23 protein-coding genes and 1 riboswitch are annotated in these 19,592 nt (G+C 56.0%); of the genes, 16 read left to right on the plus strand and 7 right to left on the minus strand.

Features of this window, described 5'->3' with window-relative positions:
- Window positions 1–53: 53 nt before the first annotated feature.
- Together ACL02P_RS20585 and ACL02P_RS20590 are read left to right on the plus strand one after the other, a co-directional pair.
- Complete coding sequence (locus tag ACL02P_RS20585; protein WP_009223987.1) at window positions 54–674, plus strand: HD-GYP domain-containing protein; 621 nt, start codon at window positions 54–56, stop codon at window positions 672–674.
- A 25-nt stretch (window positions 675–699) separates the two neighbouring features.
- On the plus strand, window positions 700–1,035 hold the full coding sequence (locus ACL02P_RS20590; protein WP_036644447.1) for a hypothetical protein: 336 nt from the start codon (window positions 700–702) through the stop codon (window positions 1,033–1,035).
- A gap of 19 nt (window positions 1,036–1,054) precedes the next feature.
- On the opposite strand, the gene ACL02P_RS20595 is transcribed toward ACL02P_RS20590, so the two are convergent.
- The 4 genes from ACL02P_RS20595 to ACL02P_RS20610 are packed head-to-tail and all read right to left on the minus strand — an operon-like array spanning window position 1,055 to window position 4,055.
- Window positions 1,055–1,870 (minus strand): ABC transporter ATP-binding protein, encoded by an 816-nt coding sequence (locus tag ACL02P_RS20595; RefSeq protein ID WP_009223989.1) that lies wholly within the window; start codon window positions 1,868–1,870, stop codon window positions 1,055–1,057.
- A 29-nt stretch (window positions 1,871–1,899) separates the two neighbouring features.
- A complete protein-coding gene (locus ACL02P_RS20600; RefSeq protein WP_009223990.1) occupies window positions 1,900–2,670 on the minus strand; it encodes an ABC transporter permease in 771 nt (256 codons plus the stop codon).
- The gene (locus ACL02P_RS20605) at window positions 2,667–2,960 is read right to left on the minus strand and encodes an MTH1187 family thiamine-binding protein (RefSeq protein ID WP_009223991.1); all 294 of its coding nucleotides are present in this window, start codon (window positions 2,958–2,960) and stop codon (window positions 2,667–2,669) included. Before ACL02P_RS20605 ends, ACL02P_RS20600 begins: the two co-directional genes overlap by 4 nt.
- Window positions 2,961–3,017: 57 nt before the next feature.
- Window positions 3,018–4,055, minus strand: a complete 1,038-nt coding sequence (locus ACL02P_RS20610) for an ABC transporter substrate-binding protein (RefSeq protein WP_397376631.1) — start codon at window positions 4,053–4,055, stop codon at window positions 3,018–3,020.
- 188 nt (window positions 4,056–4,243) lie between these two features.
- A riboswitch (TPP riboswitch) is annotated at window positions 4,244–4,353 on the minus strand.
- 306 nt (window positions 4,354–4,659) lie between these two features.
- Here ACL02P_RS20610 and ACL02P_RS20615 point away from each other — a divergent pair.
- Complete coding sequence (locus tag ACL02P_RS20615) at window positions 4,660–4,860, plus strand: cold-shock protein (RefSeq protein WP_009223993.1); 201 nt, start codon at window positions 4,660–4,662, stop codon at window positions 4,858–4,860.
- A gap of 98 nt (window positions 4,861–4,958) precedes the next feature.
- Here ACL02P_RS20615 and ACL02P_RS20620 read toward each other — a convergent pair whose 3' ends face one another.
- Window positions 4,959–6,323 (minus strand): ISNCY family transposase, encoded by a 1,365-nt coding sequence (locus ACL02P_RS20620; protein WP_019007868.1) that lies wholly within the window; start codon window positions 6,321–6,323, stop codon window positions 4,959–4,961.
- Between the two features lie 340 nt (window positions 6,324–6,663).
- Between ACL02P_RS20620 and ACL02P_RS20625 the strand changes: the two genes are divergently transcribed.
- A complete protein-coding gene (locus ACL02P_RS20625) occupies window positions 6,664–6,885 on the plus strand; it encodes a cold-shock protein (protein WP_009223994.1) in 222 nt (73 codons plus the stop codon).
- Window positions 6,886–7,075: 190 nt separating this feature from the next.
- Here the strand turns inward: ACL02P_RS20625 and ACL02P_RS20630 are convergent, their stop codons facing one another.
- On the minus strand, window positions 7,076–7,567 hold the full coding sequence (locus ACL02P_RS20630) for a CcdC family protein (RefSeq protein WP_009223995.1): 492 nt from the start codon (window positions 7,565–7,567) through the stop codon (window positions 7,076–7,078).
- A 151-nt stretch (window positions 7,568–7,718) separates the two neighbouring features.
- Here ACL02P_RS20630 and ACL02P_RS20635 point away from each other — a divergent pair, with 151 nt between their 5' ends.
- The 6 genes from ACL02P_RS20635 (at window position 7,719) to ACL02P_RS20660 (ending at window position 13,391) form a co-directional block, all read left to right on the plus strand.
- Window positions 7,719–9,254 (plus strand): beta-propeller fold lactonase family protein, encoded by a 1,536-nt coding sequence (locus ACL02P_RS20635; protein WP_412838002.1) that lies wholly within the window; start codon window positions 7,719–7,721, stop codon window positions 9,252–9,254.
- A gap of 424 nt (window positions 9,255–9,678) precedes the next feature.
- Window positions 9,679–10,755: a sulfate ABC transporter substrate-binding protein gene (locus ACL02P_RS20640; protein WP_412838003.1), complete on the plus strand. Its 1,077-nt coding sequence runs from the start codon at window positions 9,679–9,681 to the stop codon at window positions 10,753–10,755.
- 35 nt (window positions 10,756–10,790) lie between these two features.
- Window positions 10,791–11,621 carry a sulfate ABC transporter permease subunit CysT gene (gene cysT / locus ACL02P_RS20645; RefSeq protein ID WP_009223999.1) on the plus strand — a complete coding sequence of 277 codons (831 nt, stop codon included), beginning with the start codon at window positions 10,791–10,793 and terminating at the stop codon, window positions 11,619–11,621.
- 125 nt (window positions 11,622–11,746) lie between these two features.
- Complete coding sequence (gene cysW, locus ACL02P_RS20650; RefSeq protein ID WP_009224000.1) at window positions 11,747–12,607, plus strand: sulfate ABC transporter permease subunit CysW; 861 nt, start codon at window positions 11,747–11,749, stop codon at window positions 12,605–12,607.
- A gap of 34 nt (window positions 12,608–12,641) precedes the next feature.
- Window positions 12,642–12,797: a hypothetical protein gene (locus ACL02P_RS20655; RefSeq protein ID WP_157273334.1), complete on the plus strand. Its 156-nt coding sequence runs from the start codon at window positions 12,642–12,644 to the stop codon at window positions 12,795–12,797.
- A 369-nt stretch (window positions 12,798–13,166) separates the two neighbouring features.
- Window positions 13,167–13,391: a YezD family protein gene (locus ACL02P_RS20660; protein WP_009224001.1), complete on the plus strand. Its 225-nt coding sequence runs from the start codon at window positions 13,167–13,169 to the stop codon at window positions 13,389–13,391.
- Between the two features lie 206 nt (window positions 13,392–13,597).
- On the opposite strand, the gene ACL02P_RS20665 is transcribed toward ACL02P_RS20660, so the two are convergent.
- Complete coding sequence (locus ACL02P_RS20665) at window positions 13,598–14,542, minus strand: hypothetical protein (protein ID WP_009224002.1); 945 nt, start codon at window positions 14,540–14,542, stop codon at window positions 13,598–13,600.
- 124 nt (window positions 14,543–14,666) lie between these two features.
- On the opposite strand from ACL02P_RS20665, the gene ACL02P_RS20670 reads away from it, so the two are divergent.
- The 6 genes from ACL02P_RS20670 to ssuE all read left to right on the plus strand — a co-directional run bounded on the left by ACL02P_RS20670 (window position 14,667) and on the right by ssuE (window position 19,553).
- Window positions 14,667–15,095: a GNAT family N-acetyltransferase gene (locus ACL02P_RS20670; RefSeq protein WP_009224003.1), complete on the plus strand. Its 429-nt coding sequence runs from the start codon at window positions 14,667–14,669 to the stop codon at window positions 15,093–15,095.
- Window positions 15,096–15,193: 98 nt separating this feature from the next.
- On the plus strand, window positions 15,194–16,000 hold the full coding sequence (locus ACL02P_RS20675; RefSeq protein WP_412838271.1) for a sulfite exporter TauE/SafE family protein: 807 nt from the start codon (window positions 15,194–15,196) through the stop codon (window positions 15,998–16,000).
- A 1-nt stretch (window position 16,001) separates the two neighbouring features.
- Window positions 16,002–16,379 (plus strand): DUF1634 domain-containing protein, encoded by a 378-nt coding sequence (locus ACL02P_RS20680; protein WP_009224005.1) that lies wholly within the window; start codon window positions 16,002–16,004, stop codon window positions 16,377–16,379.
- A 144-nt stretch (window positions 16,380–16,523) separates the two neighbouring features.
- Entirely contained in the window at window positions 16,524–17,192 is a 669-nt protein-coding gene (locus tag ACL02P_RS20685; RefSeq protein WP_009224006.1) for an NAD(P)-dependent oxidoreductase, read from the plus strand.
- 22 nt (window positions 17,193–17,214) lie between these two features.
- Window positions 17,215–18,852: an NAD(P)H-hydrate dehydratase gene (locus tag ACL02P_RS20690; RefSeq protein ID WP_412838004.1), complete on the plus strand. Its 1,638-nt coding sequence runs from the start codon at window positions 17,215–17,217 to the stop codon at window positions 18,850–18,852.
- A 161-nt stretch (window positions 18,853–19,013) separates the two neighbouring features.
- The gene (ssuE, locus tag ACL02P_RS20695) at window positions 19,014–19,553 is read left to right on the plus strand and encodes an NADPH-dependent FMN reductase (RefSeq protein WP_009224008.1); all 540 of its coding nucleotides are present in this window, start codon (window positions 19,014–19,016) and stop codon (window positions 19,551–19,553) included.
- Window positions 19,554–19,592: the final 39 nt, after the last annotated feature.

Below are 19,592 nucleotides of genomic sequence, written 5' to 3' on the forward strand. Positions count from 1 at the left end.
CTCCGAGACGGGAGAGACAAATGACGACACAGGTTTTTTAGGGGGCAGAACGGTTGACTGTTTTTAATGAGTTCGTCGACGATTGGTACATGGACTATAGCCCGGAAGCCGTGAAGTGGTTTAACCTGCTGGTGCGCAAACATCCGGAAACCTATCACCATAGTATACGGGTTGCTATGCTGGCAGAGAAAATCGCCGAGCCGCTGAAGATCACCGGAGCTGAGAAGGACATGCTGGTCCGCGGGTGCTTTATGCATGATATCGGCAAAACGATGATCCCCCGCGCGATCATTGAGCAGCAGGAGCCGCTGACGGAGATACAGTGGAGGATCATTAAGCTGCATCCGGTCATCGGGGCAGAGCTGGTAGAAGCGGATCCTGCGTTTGGACCGGGCATTGCGGATATCGTCCGCTGGCATCATGAGCGTTGGGACGGGGCGGGGTACCCGGATGGGCTGAAGGGGAAGCAAATCCCCTATAAGGCGAGAATTTGCGCGGTGGTTGACGCCTTCGATTCGATGACATCGGACCGGCATTACCGGGAACGGAAGCTGACTATGGCTGAAGCCAAGCTGGAATTGCACCAACATCGTGAGACCCAATTCGATCCGGAAGTAGTGGATGCGTTAATGGAGCTTTCCGATGAAATGCTGAATATTTACTCCATTATGTAATCAGCGGATATCAGGGGGAATGGACATGGAAAAAAGGTCCTGGAGCCGTCCCGTTACTCCGGAGGAACTGGAGGAAGCCAACCGGATAGGGAGGACTTTGCTCTACCTGCGCGTGACCTTAATTCCCGATTGCACACAGAAGCTGGAGCGATTCCGGCTGATTGACATGAAGTTAAGCGCCTATGAGCAGGTGCTGGACCGGACGCCGAATCTCTCAGATCCGGCGGAACCTTTAGAATCCATCGAATCGGTGACCTGGCTGATCGCCTTTGCAGGGGAAGCCAAGCATCTGCAACGATGGGTCGAACTGATGCTGGATGTGGATCAGGTGGAGGTTACTGAGGTTGCGATGGATTTCTAGCAGCAGGAGGAAGTCTGATTCAGACTCCTCCTGCTGCTGTTTTGCGTTGTTCCGCCGCCATCATGGCCGCAATCTCCCGTTTTAATCGCATAAAATCGGGATCCTCCGTCATTTCTTCGCGCCGCGGCCGGGGAAACGGCACCTGAATGGTATGCAGCACACGGGCTGGCCGGTTTGAAAATAAAACAATCGTGTCCGAGAGCATCAGTGCCTCCTCGATGCTGTGCGTAATCATCAGGACGGAGCGCTTATTCTCTTCCCAAATGTCCAGCAGCCAGCGCTGCATTTCGCTGCGCGTTAAGGCGTCCAGCGCACTAAACGGCTCGTCCAGGCACATCACTTCCTGGGGGGCGAGCAGGCCCCGCAGGAACGAAGCTCGCTGCTGCATGCCGCCGGATAACATATGGGGATAAGCCCGTTCAAACCCGCTTAACCCGGCTTTTTGGAGCCAGTGCTGGATGTCCGCACGGGAGCTCCGGCTTCCGGCCTCGGCGATTTCCTGCGCCAGCACGACGTTCTCCTCGATCGTCCGCCAAGGGAATAACGCCGGCTGCTGCGGCACGTAACTGATATGTCCGCGCTGGCCGGTGACTGGGCGTCCCTGAAGGAGCACTTCGCCTTGATCCGGCGCAGTCAGGCCGCCGATGACGTGAAACAGCGTGCTTTTGCCGCAGCCGGATGGGCCGATGATCGACACGAATTCGCCGGCCGGCACCCGCAGCGAAATGTCTTGAAGGACCGGGACCTCCCGGCGTCGGTCGCGGAACGTTTTATGGATCTGCCGGACCTCCAGCGCGGGGATGGCGTTATCTCTATGCGTTGATGCTTCGCTCATGAACCAAGCCTTCCTTTCCGTAAGCTGCCCTATCTCCGGTCGTTCGCCGGTTTATAGCGGACAAGCCATTTTTCCAACAAAGCGACGCAGGCGAACATCGCGAGGCTGATCGCCACGATGATGGCGATGGCGACAAAGATCTTATCCGTGCGGAACGACGCCTTCTGCAGCATCATATAGTAGCCGATGCCCTTGTCCGCGCCGATCCACTCGGCAATGACCGCCCCCATGACGCTGTACGTTGCGGCGATTTTCACCCCGGACATGATCGAAGGGATCGCGTAGGGCACCTCCAGCTTGCGGAAAATATCCGCCTTGGACGCACCGATCATTCGCATATAATCGAGCATCGCCCGATCCGTGCGGCTCAGTCCGTCCATGGCCGCCACGGTGACAGGGAAGAAGCAGACGAGCGTAATGACGATAATCTTCGGCAGGATGCCAAATCCAAACCAGATCATCAGCAGCGGCGCCAGCGCAATGGTTGGCACGTTTTGACTTAGGATGATCAGCGGATATAGCGACGCCTTCAGAAACGGGACATAATGCAGGACAAACGCCGTCAGCAAGCCTACGAGCGTCCCGATGGCAAAGCCGATAAACATCAGCCGCAGCGTCGCCGCCGTGTGTTCCCCTAAGCTGGCCGCACCGGCAGCCGCTTCACGACCGATATCCACCGGGCTGGGGAGAATCCACTTCTCGATGTGGAACCAGGCGGTAGCGCCCTGCCAGATCAGCAAAAACAAGATGACCGCCACGAGGGGCGGCCAGATGTTGTGCCAAAGGCTGCGGAGATTCATGGCCGATATTTTTCAATCAGCTTATCCATGCTGACGCCTTTGGGATTGTACGAAATTTTAATTTGCGAAATGATGCCCGTACTGCCGAACTCAATGACGGCTTCGTTCATTTTCTTCACGATGGCCAGCAGCTCGTCGAGATCCCCCTCCATGGTCGTCTCCAGGGGGTTCACCTGATATTTGACCCCGGATGCTTGAATCACTTCAATGGCCCGGTCTACATAGGGAATGACGTCTTCGCCGTTGGGTGTCTTCGGAATGATCTGAATGCTTAATAACGCGTTTGGCATGGGTGGGTTCATCCTTTCGAATAGGGATTTGGCATCATTGGGTTAAAGTATAGTAAATTATTCGCTTGGCAAAAACTCGTTGGTAAAAGCGGCATCTACGTCAAGCGGTTTTTCCAGCAGCTTGCGCTCAAACATCCAATCGGAGTAGTTCTGCCACACTTCTTTCTTCTGCTCGCCCCAGCGCGGAGCATCGTCCTTGTATTTCGGGCTCAGCCATTTTTGACTGGCCACCACCAGGTCCTTGTCGAGATCCGGTACGGCTTTCAACAGGATTTGCGCCGCTTCTTCCGGATGGTCGATCGCATAATTGTAACCTTTAGACACGGCCCGCATAAAAGCCTTTACCAGCTCGGGGTTGTCCTTGATCGTCTTCTCGTTTGTCACGAGTACCGGGGTGTAGTAGTCCAGCTTCTCGGAGAAATCCTTGACATACAGCATGTCGATCGGCTCGCCCCGCAGCTCGGCCTCAATGCCTGTCCAGGCGTAGAAAATCCAGGCAAAATCAATATCCCGCTTCACTGCCGTAAAATAATCGGCATCCCCGATATTAACGAATTTCACCTTGTTGACATCAGCGCCTTGCAGGTCCATGATCGATTGGATCACCGCTTGTTCCACCGGAGAGCCCCAGCCGCCGTAGGCTTTGCCTTCGAAGTCTTTAGGCGATTTAATATTCTTGTCTACGGGGGCAGCGAAGCCGGACGTATTGTGCTGAATGATCGCGGCAATCGAGACGAGCGGGACGCCTTGGATCCGGCTTTGCGTTACGTTCTCCTGCACGCTGACGCCAAACGGCACCTCTCCGGAGGCAACCATCGCCTCAGCACCGCCGGAACCGGGCAGGAGGATGTCCACATTCAGCCCTTCCTCGGCGAAATAGCCTTGATCCTTGGCGACGTAAAGCCCGGTGTGGTTCGTATTCGGGCTCCAGTCGAGCACGACTTTAACATCTTGCAGCTCTGTGTTAGAACCTTGATTTGGTGCGGCGGCTTCGGTATTTTGCCCGCTTGGGTTTCCGGCTTTCGCCTTCCCGGCGCTGTTCCCATTCGCTCCGCCGCAGGCGGACAATATCAGCAGCAAGCAACCGAGAAACATGGCCAGTGCGGTACGTACTTGAACTTTCACGACTTCTACTCTCCTTCGTTGGTGTAGATTTCCGCAGCTTGTTCTTGGTATAACCCTGGATGTGCGTCCTTAAGCGTAACTTCCAACTTCCGGATACAAAAAAACGTCCCGGATCCGGGACGCAATAGGCAATGGAAATGACATGTAAAATAAGTTCATCACCATGGTATGGCTCCCTACGCTGGCATTATCCAGATCAGGTTGAAGGGTCAGTATCTTGGAGGGATACACTCTCAGCCGGCCAATTCCAGCACCCCTGAACAATATGACTGCAGATTACATCTGTCATTATAGTTTTCGCCAACTGGATTTGTCCAGTCTTTCCGGACCAGCTTGCAAAAACCAGGGGATTTGCTTTTTATCTGGCAAAAGGATATAATGAGTTCAAATCATGGTTTTGAAAGAGGATATCATTCACGCATTGAAAAGGGTGTCACTTTATAAAACTGGAACTTTTTTCAATGTGTGAATTTTTTTTATACAAGTGGTGCATGTTCAATAAGGGTCAGCCTTTATTGAGCGACTTCTGTTAAAAAAATGAATCATGTTAATCTTGAAACAGGAGGTATTCCCCATGGAAACCGGAACAGTGAAATGGTTTAACGCTGAGAAAGGTTTTGGCTTCATCGAAGTGGAAGGCGGAAATGACGTATTCGTTCATTTCAGCGCAATCACCGGCGAAGGCTTCAAAACCCTCGACGAAGGCCAACGCGTACAATTCAACGTGGTTCAAGGCAACCGCGGCCCGCAAGCCGAGAACGTTGTAAAACTGTAAGTTAGTTAGTTGCTCCTGAAAAAGTCGATTTTCAAAAATAGTTTCGGGTTGCTGGCTGGGTTGTGAGGGAGAACTTTCCCTAATGATCGGTTTCCATGTTAGTTTTGGAGCATTTTTGCCGCTCTTTGCAGGTTGTGGGTCAGAATCCCGAAGCCGACCCAGCATTTTGAGCCGACAAAGCCCCGATACCTGCTGCGGTTCAAACCGTACTTCCGCTTGAGAAGACTAATCTTCGCTTCTCCAGCTGCACGGTAACGCTGCAAGTCTTTGAACCATAATTCGTTTTCGTACTCGGATCGGGCAATGCCTTTTTTGCCCTTTCGCGGCAAGCTAGCTCGCTTCACACCAAGTTCGGTAATGGCCGTTTCGTTCTTCTTGCTTGAGAAACCGCGGTCGGTCGCTACAGCTTGCGGCGCTTTGCCGAATTGCTTGATATGCGCCTGTACAGCGGGAACGAGCAGTTCATCATCCGAGGGGTTCCCCTCGTAGACAGCGTAGCCGGTCACAAAGCCACTTTCCGTCTCGTCGATTCGCACCTTGTAGCCGAACTCAGTTCCTTTGGCCAGCTTACCTTTCTTAATCGGTCTTGCTTCCGGGTCAAAGAAACTGACGATCCGATCTGCGATGATTCGATTGCCGGAAACGACCTGTTTGGCTTGTTCCAACAACTTGCCGGTTAGCGTGACCGCCTCGGTCAGTTTGGTTTTACTTTGTCGAAGAGCAGCTTTGCCCTTGTCTTGCAGTTTCTCGATAACGGCTTGCGCCTTGTTCACAACGTTCTCGGCTACTTCGATTACGCTCCCAGTGATCCGGTCAACTTCTTCCCAAGATTCACGGGTGCGGCGACGTAGAACTTTCGCGATGGACAGAATCTTTTCCTTGATTTCTGCCGTACGATCTTCAAAGCCTTGAACAGTGTGGGAGGCGACTTTCCGGATTTTCTGAATCGTTCGAGTGATGACTTTTACGCCATCTTGCAACAGCGTAGCGTCTGTCGGGTGATGGATGTCGGATTCCACAACCGTCGTATCCGTGCGCAATTTGCGGGTTTTCAGAACGGCTTTTTCCTCACACTGCTTTACGAGTGCGGCATTGATGTCTTCGACGATCTTGTCGCCGTAGCGTTTGCGGGCATAGATGAGCGTAGACGGGTCGGGCATCGGTTCGTCGATGGCAAACCGGCAGAACATTCGCCATGTGATGCTGTCACCGACTTCCTTCACGAGTGACTCGTAGCCCAAATTGTATTTATGCTTCAGGACCATAAGACGGATGTACTTTTCAATTGCAAGCGTAGGACGGCCGCTTTTCTTGCCTTTCGGGTGCAACTCAGTAAACGGTTGAAGAAAACGGTCGTCGTCCAGTAATTGATCTATGATTGCAAGCTCGACCGGCAACTTTCTAACAGATTCCGGGAGAATGGCATCCCAGATGGTCAATTGCTCGTCTCGAAGTTTCAACATTTTCTTCACCTCTTGGAAGGATTCCCGAGGGCTTCTGTTGAACTCCTATAGCAAAGGAATTCTTCCCTCGGGGTGTGGAACTTTGTTATCTCGTCAATAACAATTTCCATTTTGAGGTGCTGAATTCCTTTTAATTATGCTCAAAACACCCTGACTTTTTCAGGGGAAACTAGTTAGGAACTGCTCTTAATGCGTGCTCGCATTAAGGGCAGTTTTTCTTCGCGAAGATCATTCATGAGGTTAATTTTTCAGAAGTCCGCTTCTGATGGTACATATAAAGCTGCAACAATTACATCGATTCACCTGGTTGGAACGTTCACCTTGAAGAGGAGGGGAATTTATGAACTACCGTAAAAAGACGTTAGAGGAAATTCCTGAGGAAAATACGCCGGTATGGACCTGCACTAGCGATGACTGCAACGGGTGGATGCGGGACAATTTCACCTTTGAATATAGCCCCGTATGTCCGCTCTGCTCGTCCGAGATGGTCATGGGGATGCGCATGCTCCCTCAACTGAGCAATCCAAGCTCCGATCAAAGATCGTCGTCCAAGAAGGCATAGGCGAAAGCTGCTGCCGGAATCGGAGAGCGCGGTGAGCAACAACAGCCGTATTCGCTTCATGCGAGTACGGCTGTTGTTGTATTCATCCGGGTGATAGATTGGAAAGTGATGCAAAAATAAAATCTCCATAAAAGGATTGCATCTATATAGAAAATTTAATATGTTTGAGGTGCTGCAACGGTTTCGTGAATCATGAGGAGGCGGTATTCCCGGTCATTGCCCGGTATTGCTTGAGCATATACAGCCGCCAGCGAATAATCATGCCGTAAGCGAGCAGGAAGAACAGCGCCGCGGTTTGCATGACGGAGACGTATTGTTCTACGGCCTCATGCAGCAAGAGACGGACGACCAGCAGTCCAATCAGGATAAAGATAAAGCTGCGGGAACGTTCCGCGTAAATTTCGCCGCCGATGTTCTCGAACTTGGTTGTCCGAATCAACGGATAGGAGAACAGGAGCCAACCGAAAGCGAAGGCGATTACGCCCCACAGGAGAGGAATGTGCGTTTCCGGCACAACAAACATGAAGAGGCCGGTTGTCATTCCTAGCGGGGGAATGATGATTTTCTTCACCGTGACAGGCCGACGACTGGCTTTCAGACGGATAAACAGAACAGCGACGGCCATGGCCATCGCACCAACGGTAAAGGCGGCTTGCATATAAGAGGGATTCATTAGGTTCATAGAGGTTCCCTTTCTGTAAGTATATAGTATGTATATATTGAGTATTTAGCGAAATGGAATAAAGTGACTAGCGAATAGCGATTCGCGAGAACATTATAACATACTCGTCTGCACTTGTTTCAAACTTGGTAAGGGAAGGGGAAGAAGGAAGATGAATAGCGAATTAACGGTCGCCGTCCATTGCTTGTTGTATTTAGATTCCAAGGAGGATCGCATGGCCAATAGCGAACAGATCGCCTGCAGCGTCGCGACCCATCCGGCCCGTGTACGTAAGGTGCTCAGCCTGCTTCGCCGCCACGACCTGGTGACGACGAAGGAAGGGGCCCGCGGCGGGTACTTGCTAAAGTGCGAGCTTTCGCAGGTTACTCTCGGCGATTTGTACCGCATCTTCGCTCAAGGATCGCTGCATCCCAACTGGTGTTCCGGCAGCGAACACTCTTCCTGTAATATCTCCTCGAACATCCCTGCCGTGATGAACCAGATCTACAGCGGGGCAGAGAAACAGGTGGAGATGTTTTTTGATCGGCTTCCGTTGTCTGAAGTGAAGCAGATGCTGGATGAATTTGAGAAAGAGAAGGAAGAGAAATCGGTGAGCAAGGAAGCTGGACCGAATTGGCACTTTTTTGTGGGTTCTTATGCTGATCGCGGGGAGCCCGGAATTTATCTCTGCGAGCTGCAGAGGGATACCGGCGAGATGCGGGTTATCCACGAGACTGCGGGCCTCACCAACCCTTCCTTTGTGACCTTCGATGCGAAGGGTATGCGATTGTATGCGGTAAGTGAACAGACCGAAGGGCAGGTTGCTGGATTTGCGGTTGATCCTAAGGATGGGAAGCTGACGATGTTGCACAGCGAACGGGCAACGCATGGGGCCGACCCGTGCCATCTGGCTTTGAAATGTGGGCGGGATCCGTTTTTGCTGGTCGCCAACTATTCCAGCGGGCATGTGAATGCCTTTGCACTGGAAGCGGATGGGTCGTTAGGGGAAATGACGGCCCTGATCCGCCATGAGGGAAGTAGTGTAAACCAGGAGCGCCAGGAATCGGCTCATGCTCACAGCATTGTGCCTAGCCATGATGGACGGTTCGCCTTCGTCTCCGACCTGGGAACCGACCAGATAGTGATCTATCGGTTGGAGTGCGGACGGCTAGTAAAGCACAGGGTAACCCATTTGCCGCCGGGGACAGGTCCACGGCATTTCGTGCTCCATCCGTCGGAACGGTTTGCTTACGGCATGAACGAGTTGAACAATACGATGACGGCATATACTTTCGATCCGGTGGAGGGGCGGCTTGAGGCGATCCAGCACGTCAGCTCCCTGCCGGATGATTTCCGCGGGGAAAACTATCCGGCCGATATTCACTTCTCGCCGGACGGACGTTACGTATACGGCTCCAACCGCGGACATGACAGCATTGTCCGTTTCCGCATCGATCGGCACACCGGTCGCCTCGAGGACCCGGAATGGACGAGTGTGGGGGGCAGCTGGCCGCGGAACTTCGCCGTCCTGGACGACTATGTGCTGGTGGCGAATCAGTACAGCGGCAATATCGCCGCCTTGCGGCGTGATCCCGAGAGCGGCAGTCTGACGCCTGCGGAGCATAGCTTGAGTATCAGCAAACCCTCCTGCATTGAACCGCTGCCGGCAGACTTTGCCGTGGGTAAGCAGCCGGCAGGTTCCATGTGAATCAGAAGCTTCATCTCATATCCAAGCGGACGAAGGATCCGATCCAGACACCCGAAGGCCTGCATTTTGCCGGTCTTCGGGTGTTTTGCATTGTCTGGAAGGGAGGTCCGCAACCCATGCCGCAGCCTGTACCGGCTATAAGGGAGGCTTATAAAAAAATTGATTTTTTTGCATAAAAAGGTTTGACATTTCTGGGCTGCCGCATATAAAATAACACCATAGCATACTAAACAGGTAGGAATAATTAAAAATGTTCTCACCGTACGGACGGAGGAACGCTCTACTTGCCTTGGCAGACACGGGTAGTGGCTCGGTTTGACCGTAGGGGGTGGGGCGTTTCTCCGTTTTCCGTTGTCAAGTGGTTGATACGGTGGATGCCTGCCCTGCCCTAGTAAAGCGAGAAAAGAGTATGGGGAGTGATACGATGAACAGAAGGTTGAAGCAAGGGGTTCTGATGAGTCTGGCATTGATATTGGTTGGGGTCCTGGCGGCTTGCTCGTCCAACACGAGCGGCGGCAACGATGCGGCCAGCGCGGCAGCCGGGAATTCCGGCGGCGGGGAGAAGCCCAAAGCGGTGGAATTGCTGAACGTATCCTACGACCCGACCCGGGAATTATACGAAAATTATAACAAAGCTTTTGCGGCATATTGGGAGAAAGAAAAAGGACAGAAGGTCACCATTAAACAGTCGCATGGCGGATCGGGCAAGCAAAGCCGGGCTGTCATTGACGGGTTGAAAGCCGATGTGGTTACCCTGGCGCTGGGATACGACATTGACGCCATTGCGGAAACCGGGCTGATCAATGAAGGCTGGCAGCAAAAGTTCGAGCATAACAGCTCGCCCTATACCTCCACGATCGTATTTCTGGTTCGTAAAGGCAATCCCAAAGACATCAAGGATTGGAACGATCTGATCAAGGATGGCGTTGAGGTGATCACGCCAAACCCGCAAACCTCTGGCGGGGCGCGGTGGAATTACCTGGCGGCATGGGGATATGCCCTGCATCAAAACAATAACGATGAAACTAAAGCACGGGAGTTCGTGCAAGAGCTGTTCAAGCATGTTCCGGTTCTCGACAGCGGGGCGCGCGGCGCTACTACGACGTTCGTAGAACGTGGACTCGGCGACGTGCTGCTGGCTTGGGAGAACGAGGCCTGGTTGTCCGTGCAGGAGCTGGGGCCGGATAAATTCGATATCGTCTATCCGTCGGAGAGCATACTGGCTGAACCGCCGGTTGCCGTGGTCGACAAAAACGTAGATGCCAACGGCAACCGCGAAGTCGCCGAGGCTTATTTGAAATACCTGTATTCGGAAGAAGGACAGAAGATCGCTGCGGAGAATTACTATCGCCCAACGCTCGACAGCGTCAAGGCGGAGTATGCCGACAAATTCCCGGAGATCAAGCTGTTTACGATTGAGGAATTTGGCGGCTGGGCAGAAGCCCAAACGAAGCATTTCAATGACGGCGGCATCTTTAACCAAATTTACGTACCGCAATAATACGAACCGACCGTAACGAATCGGAGGCGAAGAATATGCACAGTAGCACCGCAAAGCGCGGCGTTCTGCCCGGCTTCGGGCTGACGATGGGATTTAGCGTGCTGTACCTCAGCTTGATCGTGCTGATCCCGCTTTCCGCCTTGCTGCTGAATTCTACAGGACTAACCTGGGAGAAATTTTGGGATATCGCAACCGACCCGCGCGTGCTTGCTTCATACAGAGTGAGCTTTGTGACCGCGGCGGTGGCCGGATTGATCGATGCGGTGCTTGGGCTGCTGCTGGCCTGGGTGCTGGTCCGGTACGATTTTCCCGGCAAAAACATTTTTGATGCCATGATCGACCTTCCTTTTGCCCTTCCGACGGCGGTGGCCGGGGTTTCCCTCACCGCGATCTATTCGGCCAACGGCTGGATCGGTTCCTTGTTCGAACCGCTGGGGATTCGCATCGCGTTTACGCCGGCGGGCATCACGCTTGCGCTGATGTTTATCGGCATCCCGTTTGTTGTGCGCACCGTACAGCCAGTGCTGCAGGACCTGGATGCCGAAGTGGAGGAGGCGGCGGCCACGCTTGGCGCTAGCCGCTTCCGCACCTTCCGCCAAGTGGTGCTGCCGGAGCTGCTGCCCCCGATGTTAACGGGGTTTGCGCTCGCGTTTGCCCGCGGCATCGGCGAATACGGCTCCGTTGTCTTCATCTCCGGCAACATGCCGATGAAGACGGAGATCGCCCCGTTGCTCATCATGTCGAGGCTGGAGCAATTCGACTACGCCGGGGCGACGGCGGTTGCGCTGATGCTGCTGCTGATCTCGTTTGTGCTGCTGCTGCTCATCAACACGCTGCAGCGCCGGATTCGCAAGACCGCGCGGTAGGAGATTGAGAGCGCGGACTCACGATAACGAGTGTTGCCGATGGGGAGAGCTGACGATCACGAGATGCTATCTGCCCGGTGAGCATAGGCAAGCTCGGGAACACCAATCGATAGGGAGGGAAGAGGATGGCCGGTTCTGTGCCATTAGCAGCAAGCAAGCCAACGGCTCCGCGGAAGCAGGCGGGGCAGGGTTCTGGCGTAATCAAGTGGGTGCTGATCACGGCGGCCGCACTGGTCCTGCTGTGGCTCATCGTGTTGCCGCTTGCCGTCGTCCTGACGGAGGCGCTCAAGAAAGGCTGGGACGTCTACGTAGCAGCCATCCGTGACCCGGATGCATTATCCGCACTGCGGCTGACGCTGCTCGTCGCTTTGATTACCGTCCCGCTGAATACCATCTTTGGAGTGGCTGCCGCTTGGGCCGTCACCAAATTTAAATTTCGCGGCAAGCAGGTGCTGGTCACGTTAATCGACTTGCCGTTTGCCGTATCGCCGGTGATCGGCGGTCTGATCTACGTGCTGGTCTATGGCTCGCACGGGTGGTTCGGACCGTGGCTGGAGGAGCATCATATCTCGATTATTTTTGCTCTGCCAGGCATCATCTTGGCGACGTTGTTCGTGACCTTCCCGTTTGTAGCCCGTGAGCTCATTCCGCTGATGGAGGACCAGGGGCAGCAGGAGGAGGAAGCTGCAATCACGCTGGGAGCGCGGGGCTTCCGGATCTTCTGGAAGGTCACGCTCCCGAACATCAAATGGGGTTTATTGTACGGAATTGTTCTTTGTAATGCGCGAGCGATGGGAGAATTCGGCGCTGTCTCCGTCGTCTCGGGCCACATCCGTGGAGAAACCAACACATTGCCGCTGCACGTGGAGATTTTGTATAACGAATACCAATTTTCCGCGTCCTTTGCGGTAGCCTCTCTCTTGCTTCTGCTGGCGCTTGTGACCCTGCTGCTCAAAGGCTGGTTCACTCGCCAAAGCCGTCATTAGGGAGGGTTGAGACCAGGGACAAGGGGTGCGCCAGTTGCGCAGGCTGGCCTTGGGAAGAGATGGAGCGGGGAAGCACGGGGAGAGCCTTCTGGGTGAAGCCGGGGATAGCTTCCGGGGAGGCGGTTCCGCGAAGGGTGAAGGCTGGATTCTGTGCAAGCGCACGCCAGATCCTGTGGGGCTCAGCATCTAACGGAACGTAAAGCCCTTATTGGCCTATTTCCCGGACATTTCCCGCTGTAACGGAACCAAGAGACCTTATTGGGCAGAAAAAGTAGAGAAAGAACAGAGATCGTCCGAAATAAGGTCTCCTCGTTCCGTTAGAATTGGAAACACCCGCGAAAAGCACAATTAGCGGCGCTAGGTTCCGTTAGAAGTGTGTGACGAACGTGGAAACATGCAGTCGTTTGAGCATGAGCTTGGCGTAGGGATGTTGCAAGTGGTCGGAAGGCTCGGCTGAATTCAAGATTGGGCGCTGACTGGGCTGTTTAGCGAAAGTGCCTGGGATCCAGCGAGAACTATTGATTTACCTATATACCTAAATCAGGGGAGGGGTAGGGGGATGGCGAAACCATTGCAAGTTGATGAAATTTGGCTGGAACGGATTGCTGAGCTGCTGGGCGGCATGGAATTCGGTTCATTGAACATCGTTGTCCATGAAGGCCAAATCGTGCAAATGGAACGTACGGAGCGCAGACGTTACGAGTTGAACCCGGGCAATGCCTCCAGGGCTACCGGAGCTTCCCGTCATACGGCCAAACCTTTGCGTGAATCTAGACAGCGTTAAGCGGCTGCCAGGCTCCACAAGAACCAGAACCAGAACGAGCACAAAGACTGAATCCAAAATGGAGAACGAGGAGCAACACGAAAACAACAAGCCGAATAACATCGAAAACATCATCCAAGGCAAAAAACAACCCCGATTCCGGGCAGTCAGGCAGAAGGCCTGTCCGCCTCAAGGAATCGGGGTTGTTTGCGTTTCAGATTTTTTTCTTATTGCGTCGTTTCGCCTTCGTCGCCCTTATGGCTTAGCGCTTGCACGGCTTCGGAGGAGACGGCGTCTGAAGCCTTGGGTGTCATCGGCAGCGGATCATGGCCAACGTACGGACGCGCCCTCCGCGGTTTGCGGCTGTTGAGGCGGAAACCGCCGAGAAACAGCAGCAGCTGTGCCCCGAGTAGATATGGGGCAAGCCAAGAACCGGCCCAATGTCCTACGGCCAGCACGGCGATCAAGGCCGCTAGCAGCCGGGCCGGTACCGCGTTAACGTGCCGGTTCCGCCCGCCCATCACGGCCAAGGAAAGCATGAGCAGCGCAAACCAGGTCGAGGCCAGTTGCATCCAGTCGAGCGCCAATTCCCGCGCGCTTTCGCTTCCCGCACCGCTGGAGAGGCTTGTGTCCAGCAGGTGCCACAACCAGAGCAGTGAGATAAAGAAGGCGGCGGCGAGCACTCCCGGCAAAACGGGCCGAAAAATGCGCCATAGCCAGCTTCCCCAGCCAGGACCTTCCATTTGGCGGAGCAGCTTGTCCCGTTCGGCGATCAGCGTCTCGCTTTCCCGCTCGATGGTTCTCAGCAGCAGAGGCAGGCGAGAGGCGTCATCATCCTCGGTAAACGCGGAGATTTGCGCGAGCACATTTTCGCTGACATAAGGCGCGGCCCGGCAAGCCAGCAGCTTGTCCCGCAGGGCGCTGGGGTCCGGGAGCGTTGACGAAGATGATTCCGTTGCAGACATCAACGACCCCGCAGCTGCCGCATAGCGTTCCAAGGTCGAGTTAATGTAATCCAGCCGGATTCGCTCGTCCCGAATGAGTTTGTTGCGCGATGCGACATAAAGTGCAAGGAACGCAGACAATGCCAGAAAGGCAGCCAGCGCGGCATGATCAGGGCTCTGTAGCCAAGAAACCCATTCCGAAAGTGACACGGCGATCACCCTTTCCATATTCCTCCTTTCACTATTGCACAGGTGCCGTTCGGATTCAAGCTTGAGTCAGGAGTTTTGTAAATATGATATACTTGAAATTGGTGAAAACTTACACAAAAAAACGGCAGGCGGAGGGAACGGCATGAATGAACAACAATCGGGGGCCGATGTGAAGATCAGATACGAAGCGCCCGAAGTTACGGATTACCTGAGGCTTCGTGAACTAGCGGGAATGAGTCCGCGCAGCGCAGAAGGAGCAGAGATTGGCCTAAGCAACTCCATCTTCGCCGTCTCGTTGTACGATGATGCGGGATTAGCGGGGATGGGAAGAGTCGTGGGAGATGGAGGCTGCTTTTTGCAGGTGGTGGACATCGCTGTGCGCCCGGATCTTCAGGGAAAGGGCTTAGGCACATTGATCATGAGCGAAATTATGGGGTTCCTGGAGCAACATGCGCCGCCTTTAACTTATGTCAGCCTGATCGCGGATGTGCCGGCAGACAAGTTGTACCGGCGTTTCGGCTTCGAATATACCGCTCCTGGCGGACTGGGGATGTATTGGAGACAACGATAGCGTGAGCAAGGGGAAGGCTTGCAGCAAGTGAAGCCCTCCGGTGAGTAAAGGGCAAAGGAGATGCCATCGGATTGACTACGACAGTAATTGAAATTTTTATGATCGCGATTCTGGCGGGGATCGTGGGCTCGATTCTCGGATTGGGCGGCGGAATTATCGTGACCCCTGCGCTGACGCTGCTGTTTGGCGTGGACATCAACCATGCCATCGGGGCGAGCATCATTTCCGTCATCGCCACTTCAAGCGGATCGGCGGTGGCGTACATTCGCGACCGGATCACCAATTTGCGGGTCGGCATGTTTCTGGAGATCGCCACGACGGTCGGGGCGATTACCGGAGCATTTATCGGGGCTTGGATAGCCCCGCAGTTTTTGTATTTTATTTTTGCCTTGCTGCTGCTCTACTCGGCCTATGCCATGATCAAAAAAAGCAAACAAGAGGTTCCGGAAAACGTTCCGCTGCATCCGGTGGCCGAAAAGCTGGGGCTGCAAGGGGAGTATTACGACAAGGCGCTGGGCAAGACCGTCGCCTATAACGTAGACCGTGTGTACGAAGGCTTTGGAGTCATGTACGGTGCGGGCGTCATTTCCGGGCTATTGGGCATTGGCAGCGGGAGTTTTAAGGTGATGGCGATGGACGTGTTTATGAAAATGCCGCTGAAAGTGTCGAGTGCCACCAGCAATTTTATGATGGGCGTTACGGCGGCGGCCAGTGCGGGGATCTATTTGCTCCGCGGGGACATAATTCCGGTGATTTCGGCTCCCGTTGCCCTGGGCGTTTTGATCGGAGCCACCGTCGGTTCACGCCTGATGCAGCGCATGAAGAGTAAAACGATCCGCAAGCTGTTTATCCCGGTCATGGTGTACGTGGCGTTTCAAATGATCTATCAAGGATGGAGGGGCTGACATGGGCGACCGTAACGAGACAACGCAAAACCGCACCTTTGAGATTGAGACGGCCATCAGCAAAATGCTCCGGGTTGGCGTGATCCTCGCTGCCGCTGTGATCGTAATTGGGCTCATCCAGTTTTTGGTCACGGGCGACAGCGGATACCCGGGGGATACGTACCCTACCAGCTTTGGCGCGATCATGTCCGGCTTGCTGGCCTTGAAGTCGGTTGCGGTCATCCAGACCGGTTTGCTGCTGCTCATTTTGACGCCGGTATTTCGGGTGTTCGTCTCGCTCTTTTTGTTCTGGGCGGAGAAGGACTACCGGTACGTAGTTATTACTGCCATTGTGTTTATCATCTTGATCCTGAGCTTCGCTTTGGGGAAGGCGGGCTAAGGGAATCAGCGGGAATCTGGGGCTTTCTGACCGCGCGGCGGGGGAAGCCCTTTTGTTTTTGGACTTGCGGGGGCAGGATGATTATAATGTAAGCAGCAAAACTTGGGAATCGCATCCAACAGCGAAGAAAGGGCGTACCGATAGATGAAGATCGTATTATTTGGCGCAACGGGCATGATTGGAAAAAGAATCGCGGTGGAGGCGCTGCAACGCGGGCATGAAGTGACGGCAGTGGTCAGAGATCCGGCGCGGGCGGCCGAAACGGGGGTGACTGATCTCGTTCCGACGGATTCCAAAAGGGCCGGGCATTTGATACGGAAGGAAGGGGATATTTTGGTCCCCGATTCCATCGCCCGGCTGGTTCAAGGACAAGACCTTGTGATCAGCGCGTATGGGCCGCGCTTGGGGGAGGAGGACGAGCTCCTGGAAGCCACGCGTTCGCTGATTGAAGGCGTAAAGCGCGGCGGTGTCCGCCGTCTGATCGCTGTGGGCGGAGCAGGCGGCTTGGAAGTTGCTCCAGGTGTGCGGCTCATGGACACGCCCGAGTTTCCGGAGGAGGTGCGGCCGTTGGCCCGGGCCCATGAAGAAGCGCTGAACCTCTACCGGGCGTCGGACCTGGAGTGGACGGTGTTAAGTCCGCCGGCGCTCATCGAGCCCGGGAAGCGCACAGGGATGTTCCGCTTAGGGTTAGACCGTCTGGTCGTCGACGAACGGGATCACAGCCGGATTACGGCGGAGGATTACGCAGCAGCCCTCCTGGACGAAGCGGAGGACCCGTATTATATCGGCACCCGTTTTACCGTAGGGTACTAGGTTAGATGGGGGAGGAGAACCAGTGAAATTCGTGACATCCGAGCAAATGCGTGCCGTCGACCGCTATGCGATTGAGCAGATCGGCATTCCGGCGGTCGCGTTAATGGAGAACGCCGGGCGGGCGATTGCCGAGGAGGTGCTGCTTTTTTGCCGGCAACGGCGGGAAGGGCGGCTGCCGGAGCGCCCCGAGGAGACGATCCGCGAGCGTCCAGCTGGTGCGGACAGCTTGGACCGGGATCTGGGCAGCCCGCCAGCGTGGCCGGAAGAGCATTGGCTGATTCTCATCGGCAAGGGAAATAACGGTGGCGACGGCCTGGTGTGCGCCCGCCATTTGGTGGATGCGGGCGTTCGGGTGAGCCTGCTGTACGCCGAGGAGCCGGAGCGACTCGGCGGCGAAGCTGCGCTGCAGCATGCGATCGCTGCAGCGCTGGGGCTGCCGGGCGAGGTGTACACGCCCGGCGCGGTGGCGGCGGCCCGATCCCGCGGGGTGACGGGGATCGTGGACGCCTTGCTGGGCACCGGGGCGAAAGGAGCGCCCCGGGGGGCCTACGCCTCCCTGATTCGGGAGGCGAATGAGAGCCGGCTGCCGATCGTGGCAGCCGACATCCCCAGCGGGCTGGATGCCGATACCGGCGCGGTACACGACCCGTGCATAGAGGCCCGGATCACCGTCTGTCTCGCCTTCTTGAAGGCGGGGCTGACGCAGTATCCGGGCGCGAAGGCGGCGGGGGACGTGATCGTCCGCTATATCGGCATTCCCCGCGCGCTTCCGCCGGGGATGGCGGAAGCCGGGGTGCTGCTCACCGAGGAGTCGCTGCGCGGCGAGCTCAGGGTGGACCCGGGGCGGCGGCGCGAGGCCGACGGCCACAAGGGCACGTACGGGCACGTGCTGCTGGCGGCGGGCAGCCTCACGATGAGCGGCGCCGGCTTGCTGGCCGCCAAAGCCGCGCTCCGCGCCGGCAGCGGCCTCGTCACGTGGGCGATGCCGGAGGCGCTGCTGCCGCAGGTGCTCGGGGCCGTGCCCGAGCTGATGCTGGCGCCGGCCGGCGGCGAAGCCGGCGCCTGGAACGCCGCAGCGGCGTCCGAGCTGCTGCGGCTGCTGGAGGCGCGCGACGTGCTCGCCATCGGCCCGGGGCTGGGCCGCTTCCCGGGCGAGGACGGCTTCCTGCGCGCCGTCTGGGAGGGCGCCCCGCGTCCTCTCGTTGTGGACGCGGACGCCCTGAACATCCTCGCCGCCGCGGGCGCGCCGGCGGCGTGGCCTCGCCGGGACGCGGCGGCGATCCTGACGCCGCATCCCGGCGAAATGGCCCGGCTGGCCGGCCTCTCCACGGCCGAGGTGCAGCGGGACCGCATCGGGCTGGCGCGGCGCTATGCGGTTCAGCACGGCGTAACGCTCGTGCTGAAAGGCGCGCGCACCGTGGTAGCGGCCCCGGACGGCCGCGTGTTCGTCAACGTCACCGGGCACCCCGGCATGGCGACCGGGGGCTCGGGGGACGTGTTGACCGGCCTGATCGCCGGGCTGCTCGCCCAGGGCCTGGACGCCGTGCAAGCGGCGGCGTTCGGCGTGTACCTCCACGGCCAGGCCGGCGAGCGCGCGGCCGCGGCCCGGAAGGGTAACCCGGCGTCGCTCATCGCCGGGGATATCATCGAGGCGCTGTAACCCGCTGCGCCTTTATGCCGCCCGCCGCCGGATTGCCCTTCGGCGGCGCGGTTTGCATTGACTTTTCAAGCAAATATTGATAGCATCGTTTTAAAATTTAGGCAAATGGCCGGGGTTCGCGAGAAAACGAACCTCCGTCGCAGATAAGGGGAGAATCCGATATGAAAGTGACGATTATTAACGGCAGTCCAACACCAGGCTCCCGGCTAGGGGCCGTCATTGCGTTGACGGAGGAATTGCTGCGCGGTGAGGGCTTCGAAGTCAGCCATGTGAACGTGGTGGAGCTGCCGCCGGAGGATTTGATCCATACGAAATTTGAAAGTGAAGCGATCGTCAAAGCGAATGCGCTGGTCGCCGCGGCGGACGCGGTGGTTGTCGCCAGCCCCGTCTATCAGGCGTCGTATACCGGCGTGCTGAAGACGTTCCTTGATCTCGTGCCGCAAAAAGGCCTGGCCGGCAAAGTCGTGCTGCCGCTCTTTATTGGAGGCAGTCTGGCGCATCTGCTGACGATCGATTATGCGCTGAAGCCGGTTTTGTCCGCGTTGGGCGCACGTTATATTTTGGGCGGTGTGTATACGGTGGACGCCCAGGTAGCACGCACCGAATCCGGCGGCTTCGATATTGCCGGGGAGCTGCGCACCCGGCTGGAGGAGAACGTGAAGGAGCTCGCCCGGGAAACGCGCCTGCGCCAACAGTCTTAAGCCAAACCAAAAGAATCACGGCAACACATGTTTGGATTG

The sequence above is a fragment of the Paenibacillus sp. MB22_1 genome (assembly GCF_047200555.1).
GTDB classification, from domain to species: Bacteria; Bacillota; Bacilli; order Paenibacillales; family Paenibacillaceae; genus Fontibacillus; species Fontibacillus phoenicis.

What these genes read in the sequence shown, in the direction of transcription:
- ACL02P_RS20625 (WP_009223994.1), top strand. Translation starts at nt 6,664, where the DNA reads ATGAACTACCGTAAAAAGACGTTAGAGGAAATTCCTGAGGAAAATACG.
- ACL02P_RS20610 (WP_397376631.1), bottom strand. Translation starts at nt 4,055, where the DNA reads ATGTTTCTCGGTTGCTTGCTGCTGATATTGTCCGCCTGCGGCGGAGCG.
- ACL02P_RS20675 (WP_412838271.1), top strand. Translation starts at nt 15,194, where the DNA reads ATGATCGCGATTCTGGCGGGGATCGTGGGCTCGATTCTCGGATTGGGC.
- ACL02P_RS20640 (WP_412838003.1), top strand. Translation starts at nt 9,679, where the DNA reads ATGAACAGAAGGTTGAAGCAAGGGGTTCTGATGAGTCTGGCATTGATA.
- cysT (WP_009223999.1), top strand. Translation starts at nt 10,791, where the DNA reads ATGCACAGTAGCACCGCAAAGCGCGGCGTTCTGCCCGGCTTCGGGCTG.
- ACL02P_RS20665 (WP_009224002.1), bottom strand. Translation starts at nt 14,542, where the DNA reads ATGGAAAGGGTGATCGCCGTGTCACTTTCGGAATGGGTTTCTTGGCTA.
- ACL02P_RS20605 (WP_009223991.1), bottom strand. Translation starts at nt 2,960, where the DNA reads ATGCCAAACGCGTTATTAAGCATTCAGATCATTCCGAAGACACCCAAC.
- ACL02P_RS20635 (WP_412838002.1), top strand. Translation starts at nt 7,719, where the DNA reads ATGAATAGCGAATTAACGGTCGCCGTCCATTGCTTGTTGTATTTAGAT.
- ACL02P_RS20620 (WP_019007868.1), bottom strand. Translation starts at nt 6,323, where the DNA reads ATGTTGAAACTTCGAGACGAGCAATTGACCATCTGGGATGCCATTCTC.
- ACL02P_RS20630 (WP_009223995.1), bottom strand. Translation starts at nt 7,567, where the DNA reads ATGAACCTAATGAATCCCTCTTATATGCAAGCCGCCTTTACCGTTGGT.
- ACL02P_RS20615 (WP_009223993.1), top strand. Translation starts at nt 4,660, where the DNA reads ATGGAAACCGGAACAGTGAAATGGTTTAACGCTGAGAAAGGTTTTGGC.
- ACL02P_RS20595 (WP_009223989.1), bottom strand. Translation starts at nt 1,870, where the DNA reads ATGAGCGAAGCATCAACGCATAGAGATAACGCCATCCCCGCGCTGGAG.
- ACL02P_RS20680 (WP_009224005.1), top strand. Translation starts at nt 16,002, where the DNA reads ATGGGCGACCGTAACGAGACAACGCAAAACCGCACCTTTGAGATTGAG.
- cysW (WP_009224000.1), top strand. Translation starts at nt 11,747, where the DNA reads ATGGCCGGTTCTGTGCCATTAGCAGCAAGCAAGCCAACGGCTCCGCGG.
- ACL02P_RS20685 (WP_009224006.1), top strand. Translation starts at nt 16,524, where the DNA reads ATGAAGATCGTATTATTTGGCGCAACGGGCATGATTGGAAAAAGAATC.
- ssuE (WP_009224008.1), top strand. Translation starts at nt 19,014, where the DNA reads ATGAAAGTGACGATTATTAACGGCAGTCCAACACCAGGCTCCCGGCTA.
- ACL02P_RS20600 (WP_009223990.1), bottom strand. Translation starts at nt 2,670, where the DNA reads ATGAATCTCCGCAGCCTTTGGCACAACATCTGGCCGCCCCTCGTGGCG.
- ACL02P_RS20590 (WP_036644447.1), top strand. Translation starts at nt 700, where the DNA reads ATGGAAAAAAGGTCCTGGAGCCGTCCCGTTACTCCGGAGGAACTGGAG.
- ACL02P_RS20670 (WP_009224003.1), top strand. Translation starts at nt 14,667, where the DNA reads ATGAATGAACAACAATCGGGGGCCGATGTGAAGATCAGATACGAAGCG.
- ACL02P_RS20660 (WP_009224001.1), top strand. Translation starts at nt 13,167, where the DNA reads ATGGCGAAACCATTGCAAGTTGATGAAATTTGGCTGGAACGGATTGCT.